The sequence below is a fragment of the Deltaproteobacteria bacterium genome, from assembly GCA_003696105.1.
Lineage (GTDB): Bacteria > Myxococcota_A > Polyangia > Haliangiales > J016 > J016.
In genome coordinates this window covers 1-7,362 of sequence record RFGE01000323.1, presented here as the reverse complement: position 1 = coordinate 7,362, position 7,362 = coordinate 1, and the positions used below count along the sequence as shown (strand labels likewise).

At 74.3% G+C, this 7,362-nt stretch carries 4 protein-coding genes and 1 pseudogene; 3 read left to right on the top strand and 2 right to left on the bottom strand.

Going from position 1 to position 7,362, the window contains the following annotated elements; translation table 11 throughout:
* Positions 1-2,546 (top strand): hypothetical protein (locus D6689_20135; protein ID RMH38104.1); only part of this gene is annotated, 2,546 nt, incomplete at its 5' end.
* Between the two features lie 10 nt (positions 2,547-2,556).
* Here the strand turns inward: D6689_20135 and D6689_20130 are convergent.
* Together D6689_20130 and D6689_20125 are read right to left on the bottom strand one after the other, a co-directional pair.
* Positions 2,557-4,329: a serine/threonine protein kinase gene (locus D6689_20130; GenBank protein RMH38103.1), complete on the bottom strand. Its 1,773-nt coding sequence runs from the start codon at positions 4,327-4,329 to the stop codon at positions 2,557-2,559.
* Between the two features lie 174 nt (positions 4,330-4,503).
* Positions 4,504-5,790, bottom strand: a complete 1,287-nt coding sequence (locus tag D6689_20125) for a hypothetical protein (GenBank protein RMH38102.1) — start codon at positions 5,788-5,790, stop codon at positions 4,504-4,506.
* A gap of 93 nt (positions 5,791-5,883) precedes the next feature.
* On the opposite strand from D6689_20125, the gene D6689_20120 reads away from it, so the two are divergent.
* Together D6689_20120 and D6689_20115 are read left to right on the top strand one after the other, a co-directional pair.
* Positions 5,884-6,075 carry a hypothetical protein gene (locus D6689_20120; protein ID RMH38101.1) on the top strand — a complete coding sequence of 64 codons (192 nt, stop codon included), beginning with the start codon at positions 5,884-5,886 and terminating at the stop codon, positions 6,073-6,075.
* A gap of 232 nt (positions 6,076-6,307) precedes the next feature.
* Positions 6,308-7,090 (top strand): annotated as a pseudogene (locus tag D6689_20115) (serine/threonine protein kinase).
* Positions 7,091-7,362: the final 272 nt, after the last annotated feature.

Below are 7,362 nucleotides of genomic sequence, written 5' to 3'. Positions count from 1 at the left end.
CGGTCGCGCTGGCGAGCCCGCGCGCGGCGCGCACGTGGCCGGGGCTGCTGGCGCCGGGCGCGGGGTCGCCGAAGCTGGCGGCGTGGCTGTGGGCGCTGGCCGGTTCGGCCGTCGCGTACGCGGCCGCGTCCGCGCTGCTCACCCATTATTTCGTGACCCACTTCGCCGCGCCCGACGTGGTGGCCGTCGTGCTCGCCGGCGTGCAGCTCGCGCTGGTCGCCGCGTGCGCGCCGCTGGCGCTGGCGCTCGCTCGCGCCGCGACCCGGCTCGGCCGCGCGCTCGGGCCGGCGCGGTGGTTCAACCCGTGGGCGAACACCGGCGCCGCGATCGTTGCGCTCGCATCGATCGCCGGCGGCGGACTCGCGGCCGCGGCGCTGGCGCTGCCGCAGGTGCGGCCGCTGATCCCGGCGCGCCTGCTGGTAGCGGCCGCGGTGTGGGCGGCGGCGACCGTGGCGGCCGCCGCGCATCGCGCCCACCGCGGGGCGTGGCTGCCCATCCGCCCGCGCCGCCGGCGCGCGGCCGCCGGCGCCGCGGCCGTCGCGGCGGTCGTCGCGATCGCCGGGCTGTGGCGCGCCGGCGCCGACCCGCAGGCCAAATACCTGGCGATCGCGTCGTCGCCGCCGCTGTCGGCCCTCATCACCGCCGTGCGCGTCGCCAACGACTTCGACCGCGACGGCTACGGCTCCCTCCTCGGCGAAAACGACTGCGGCCCGTTCGACCCGGACATCCACCCCGGCGCCCGCGACATCCCCGACAACGGCATCGACGAAAACTGCAACGGCGCCGATTTCTCGCTCGCCGCCGCGCCGAGCTACCGCACCGGCGAGCGCATGCCGGTTCCGGAGGCGTACCGTCGCGACTGGAACGTCCTGCTCGTCACCGTCGACACCCTTCGCTTCGATCGCACCGGTCTCGGCGACTACGCCGAGCGCACCGGCCGCGTCCTCACGCCGAACCTGGATGCGCTCGCCCGCCGCGGCGTGGCGTTCCGGTTCTGCAACGCGCCGTCGGCCGGCACGATGGCGTCGGTCCCGGCGATCCAGACGTCCAAGTTCTTTCACTCCGGGATCGCGCTGTCCGGTGAGCGCCGCCCGAAGCCGCCGAAGGTGCTCGACGTCAACGTGACGTTCGCGGAGGTGATGAAGCGGGCGGGCTATCGCACCGGCGCGATCCTCAGCCATTACTACTTCAACGACTGGGGGCTCGACCAGGGGTTCGACACGTACGACAACGAGATCGGCAAGGAGAACGATCCGCGCAAGATCACGTCGCACCTGGTGACCGACAAGGCGCTCGCGTGGATCGCGCGCAACAGCGACCGCAAGTGGTTTCTGTGGGTCCACTACATCGACCCGCACGGTTATTACATGCCCCACCCCGAGTTCCCGTTCGGCGACACCGAGCAGGACAAATACGACGCGGAAGTAGCGTACACCGACCGGCATCTCGGCCGCATGTTCGACGAACTGTCGCGCATGCCCGTGGCCGACCGCACCGTCATCATCGTCACCAGCGACCACGGCGACGGCTTCAAGGAACACGGCCACATCAACCACGGGTTCTACCTGTATCGCGAGGTGCTGCACGTGCCGCTCATCGTGTACGTGCCCGACATCGAGCCGCACGTGGTCGACGGAGCGGTATCGCCGCTCGACATCCTGCCGACGGTGGCCGACCTCGCCGGCATCGACGTGTCCGATCTGTCCTTCGAGGGCGAAAGCCTCGTGCCGCAGCTGTTTTACGGCCGCGACGCGCGCGACCGCGTCGTGTTCGCCGAGACGAACGCCGGCGGCGTCCAGCGCGCGGCGATCACGGCGAAGTACAAGCTCATCGCCAAGCTCCAGTCGAACCTGTACGAACTGTACGACCTCGAAACCGATCCGTGGGAGCACCGCAGCGTGTGGGGCAAGGACGCCCGCGGCAGCGAGTTGATGAAGCGCTACCTCGACGAGTGGCTCGATCGCGTGTTCTTCAGCCGCGACCCGACGACCAACCAGGCCGAGCAAAAGCGCGCGTGGCACATCGTCACCGGCAAGCCGTCACCGCAGGTGCGGGTCGACCCGCCGCTGGTGTACGACGGCGGCGCCGTCGAGCTGTTCGGCTACGACCTGACGGCGCCGCAGATCGCGCCCGGCAAGACGCTGGCGATCAAGCCGTACTTCCGGGTGGTGCGCCGACCGAGCGCCGACTTCCGCCTGCAGGGCGAAGCCTGGTTGCAGCAACAACCTGGACGGCCGGTGCGGCCGGTGCGCAGCGGCGCGGCGGTCACCGCCGACGGCTTCTTCCCGTCGTCGCACTGGCGGCCGGGCGAGATCGTGCGGGACGCCGTCAAGGTGCGCATCCCGCCGCACTGGCGCGGCGACGGCTTCTTCATCGGCCTGCGCCTGCTCCGCCCCGACCGCACGCCGTCCCCGGTCGCGGGCGACCACCGGCCCGACGACCCGTCCGTCGGCGTGCTCGGCACCGTCCGGCTCGTCGCGCCCGCGCCGGTCCGGCCGGCGGCCCCCGGTTCCGCCGCGCGCCCGCGGCGCCCGGCCGGGCGATGACGCGCACCGGTCAGCGGGGGATGCGCGCGTCCGGCGCGGGCGCGCGCGCGTGCCCCGGATCGCCGCGCGCCGCGTTGCGGTCGGACGCCGCCGCCGGCGGCGCATCGGCTCGCCGCTCGCCGGACGGCGCGAACCACGACGACTGCGCCGCGAGCAGCGCCAGCCCGATCGCCGCGGCCCACCGCGCCAGCCGGCGCGGTCGCCGAGCCGGGCCGGTGGAGGCGCGCCGCGCGGTCCGCTCGGGGCCGCCCGGCGGCGGCGACCGGTCGCCGGCCGCGGCCACGCAGTCCGCGCGCCCCCGCCGCGGCGACGCGCCGGCGGGCGGCGGTACCGGCACGCCGGTGAACTCGTCGTCGACGAACGCGGGGCGACGCGGCGCGCCCGCGCGGGGCGAGGCGGCGCGGCGGGCGGCCGCGGTCGCCGGGCGGCCGGGCGGCGGCGCAGGGCGACTGCCGGGTCGGGACGCGCCGGCGGCGCGCTCGCCGCCGGCAGCGCGCAGCGGCAGCACGGTGAGCAGCTCGCCGCGCGCGCGCCGCGGGCCAGGCGCCGGCGATGGCGCGCGCCGCTGCGTCGCCGGCGCTACCCGCGTCCGCTGCGCGCCAAACAGGTCGTCGATCGCGTCGAGTTCGTCGGCGAACACGCGATCGATCTCGCGGCCGATCGCCTCCGGCACGGGCGGCTTGCCGACCTCGCGCAGCGCCGCGCGGACGTCGCTCGCGAACCGCCGCACGTCGGGATAGCGGGCTTCCGGGTCGCGCGCGATCGCCCGGTCGATGGCGTCGGCGAGCCGCTGCGGCACGCCCGGCCGCAGCCGCGTCACGGGCGGCGGCCGCTCCGTCAGGATCGCCTTGCACGTGAGGTAGTCGCTGTCGCGCCGAAACAGCCGCCTGCACGTGACGGCCTCGTGCAGCACGACGCCGAGCGAAAACACGTCCGCCCGCGCATCGACCGGTCTCCCCTCGAGCTGTTCGGGCGCCATGTACGCGAACGTGCCCTTGACGACGCCGGCCCGCGTCCGCACGCGCGCACAGTCGGCCTTCGCGACGCCGAAGTCGAGCAGTTTCACCACGCCGGACGTGGTGATGAAGATGTTGTTGGGGGACACGTCTCGGTGGACGATGCCGCGGTCGTGGGCGGCGGCGAGCGCGGCGCCGATCTGGTCGACGACCGGCCCCAGGTAGCGCAGCTTCAACAGCCGGCGCCGCTTCGACAGCCGGTGCAGCAGCGACCCGAGCGACCCGCCGTGCAGGTACTCCAGCGCGAGGTAGTAGCGGCCGCCGGCCTGCCCGGCGTCCACGACCTGGCAGATGTTGTCGTGGCGCAGCTGGCTGGCGATGTCGGCCTCGTCCAGGAACATCGCCACCATGCCGGGGTCGTCGTGCAGGTGCGGAAGCAGGCGCTTGAGCGCGACCGGCCGGCCGGCGTGTGGCCCCGCGGCCGCCGACGCGAGCCACACGTCCGCCATCCCGCCCTGGCCGATCTTCCCGAGCAGCAGGTAGTCGCCGAAGGCATCCGGCTCGCAGGCGGCGGTGGCGGCGGTCGCGGTCACGGGAACGTGTCGGTGGGATGCAGCCCGCGTGCCACGGGGTCGACCGCGGCAAACTATCGTTCGCCCGCGCCGCCCGCCGCCCGGCGTGGGGGCACGGGCCCCACGATCGCCGTCGCCGCCCGCGGCCCGGCCGGAGGTGCACCTCCACGCCGATGCCGCGGGGACCGTCTGGATCGCACGCCCGCCGCGCGGCGGACGATCGCGCCGCGCGCGCTCCGCCGCGGCCGCATCCATCCCACCGGGCGACGCGGACTCCCGGCGAGGGGCGCCGTCCGGCGAGCGTCCGGGGCCACCGGGGTCGCGCGGCTCACCGCAGCGGCGCGCGGCTCACCGCAGCGGCGCGCGGCTCACCGCAGCAACGCGCGGCGCACCGCAGCGGCGCGCGGCTCACTGCACGAGGCGCGCAGCTCACTGCACGAGGCGGAACTTCTCGCCCTTGGGCGCGCGCGGTCCGTGCGCCTTCGGCGGTTTGGGCCACGGCAGATTGGGATTCGGGTTCGTCCCCATCCGCGTGTACTCGGTGACGGGCCGGTACCACAGCGTCCACTTGTCCGTCTTGACCACCTTCCCGCCCCGATAAAACCGCCGGTACCGCTTGAGCTTGTAGCCCGGGAAGCCCTCCTGCTCGACGACCAGGCTGCCGACCGGCAGCGTGTCGTCCTCGCGCGTGACCGTGTCGAACGGCAGCTCCTCGAGGATCTCCCGTTCGAATTCGATGCGGTCGTACGGCCGCTTCTTGCCGAGAATCTCCACCGTCGCCTCGCCGCGCGCGACGCGGTAGTGGATGACCACGGGGAAGTCGTACGGGTTGCGCAGCTTGAGGTCGGTGACCGGGTACACGACGGTCGCGTCCAGCCCCATCGTCACGTAGGTGCTCGGTCGCGAGTGCGGCGTCGACTTGAGGATGTCGAGGCCGGCGAAGAACGCCGCGCCGTGCAGCGTGGTCGAGATCTGGCAGCTGCCGCCGGCGAGTCCGTCGACCATCTCGCCGGAGGTGATCACGTGCGCGATCTTGTAGCCCTCGGCCTCCGTGCGCGGGCCGACGACGTCGTTGAACGAGAACTCGGCGCCCGGCATCAGCACGTAGCCGTCGAGTTTGCTCGCCGCGAGTTTCAGGTTGTCCGAGCGGCGCTTTTCCGCGACGGAAAACCGGGTCGTGAAATGGCCCAGGACGTGGCTGATGTCGATGCGGCCGAGGTCGTCGGTGGTGACGTCGGCGCGGATCGGGATCGCCGGCAGGGTGACCTCCGCGCGGCCGTCGACCAGCGCGAGCCGCAACCGGGCGAGTGCGCCGTAGACGTCGACGCCCGCGCCGGGTCGGTCGGGCACCAGTTGCCGCCGCTCGAGGTCCATGCGCGCGTTCTGCGGCGGCCGGTCGAGCTGGGCCTTGAGCTCGGTGAGCTTGGCGACCGCGCGCGCGTCGTCGATGGCGACCTGCCCCGCCTCGCCGACCGAGGCCAACTCGCTCCACCGCACCGGCACGCGGCGATCCTCGAACGCGAGCGTGACCGTACGGCCGAGGACGTCCGGCGAAGGCCCCTCGGGCGCGACCGCGACGTCGGCCTCGGTCGCCGCCGGTCGGGTCCGCGTATCCGCGGCCTGGGCGGCACCGCCGGCCGCCGCGTACCAACCGAGCAACCCGGCCCCGGCGAGCGCGAGCCCGCCGGCGGCACCGAACAGCGCGCGCGTGCCCATGGTCTCGTTGTAGCACGCGCCTGGCGGCGGCGCGAAGAAAGCGGCGGCGCGCGGGCGTTTGACAGCTCCCGATCGATGCTGCACGGTTGGAGGGTGAGCCAGCTCGTCCGCCGCAAGGAGCTCGTCGCCAAAAAGAAGGGGTGGCTCGCGACCGCGGCCGCCGGCGGATCGATCGCCGCGCTGGTCCTCGGCGCGCCGGTCCTGGGAATCCTCGGCCTCGCCGGTTCGGCCTACCTGGCGTACGACTGGTTCTCCTACCGCGCGCGCAACGGCCTGCGGTTGTAGCGCGCGTTCCCGGCGGCCGCGGCGCGACCGCACGCCGGCGGTGTTCTACAGTCGACGGGTGCCGCTCTGCCCGATCTGCGCGCGCAGCTACCCGGCCGGCCACCGCTTCTGCCCCGACGACGGCGCGGCGCTGCGCGCGACGTCGCCGGTCGCCCCCGGAGCCGCCGACGCGTGGGCCGGCGCCGTGCTCGACGGCAAATACCGCATCGAGGAGCGCATCGGCGCCGGCGGCATGGGGACGGTCTATCGCGCTCGCCACCTGGCGATGGACCGGCGCGTCGCGGTCAAGCTCCTGCGGCCCGAGGTCGCCGCCGAACCGGACGCGGCCCGGCGGTTTCGCCGCGAGGCCAAACACTGCAGCCGCCTGTCCCACCCGGGCTGCGTGCGGGTCACGGACTTCGGCGCGGCGCAAGACGGCACGCTGTACCTGGTGATGGACTACCTCGACGGCACGACGGTCGGCGAGGAGTTCCACGCGGGCGGGCCGATCGCCCCGCGCCGGGTCGCGCACATCGCAGCGCAGGCGGCGCGCGCGCTCCACCACGCGCACGGGTTCGGCCTGATCCACCGCGACCTGAAGCCCGACAACCTGATGTTGGTCCACCGCGACGGCGACCGCGACGCGGTGGTCGTCCTCGACTTCGGTCTCGCCAAGCTGCTGGCGAGGGAGGGGGATCTGGCGATCACCAACGCATCGCTCACGAGCCTCACGCGCGCGGGGATCGTGTTCGGCACGCCGGAGTACATGGCCCCCGAGCAGGCGACCGGCGGGGACATCGACGAGCGCACCGACGTCTACGCGCTCGGGGTCGTCCTCTACGAAATGGTCGTGGGACGGCGGCCATTTGCAGGTGCAACGTTCATGGAGATCCTCACCCACCATGTCCGCACGCGGCCACGCCAGCCCGCGGCCGTGCGACCCGACCTCGCGATCCCGGCGGCGCTCGATCGCGCGATCATGCGCTGTCTCGAAAAAGATCCCGCGCGCCGCTATCCGACCGCGGCCGCGCTCGCCGACGATCTCGAAGCGATCCGAGATGAGCTGGCGGCGCGCGTGCCGCGCGCGCTCGCCGCGGCGGCCACGGTGGACCTGTCGACGAGCGCGGCCGCGGCGGCCGAGTTCGCCGGCCAGGACCGCCCGGCCGCCACTCTCCCGCTCGGGGCCGGCGCCCCCGCGCCCGCCGGCACCGCGCCCCGCGGGCGCGACCCGGGCGCCCGCGACGCCGCCACCCTCCCGCTCGGCGCCGGCGATCCCGCCCCCACCGGCACCGCCTCGACTGCGGCCGG

Bases quoted from the DNA above. Each gene is read 5' to 3' on its own strand.
- D6689_20125 (RMH38102.1), bottom strand. From the start codon at position 5,790: ATGGGCACGCGCGCGCTGTTCGGTGCCGCCGGCGGGCTCGCGCTCGCC.
- D6689_20130 (RMH38103.1), bottom strand. From the start codon at position 4,329: ATGGATGCGGCCGCGGCGGAGCGCGCGCGGCGCGATCGTCCGCCGCGC.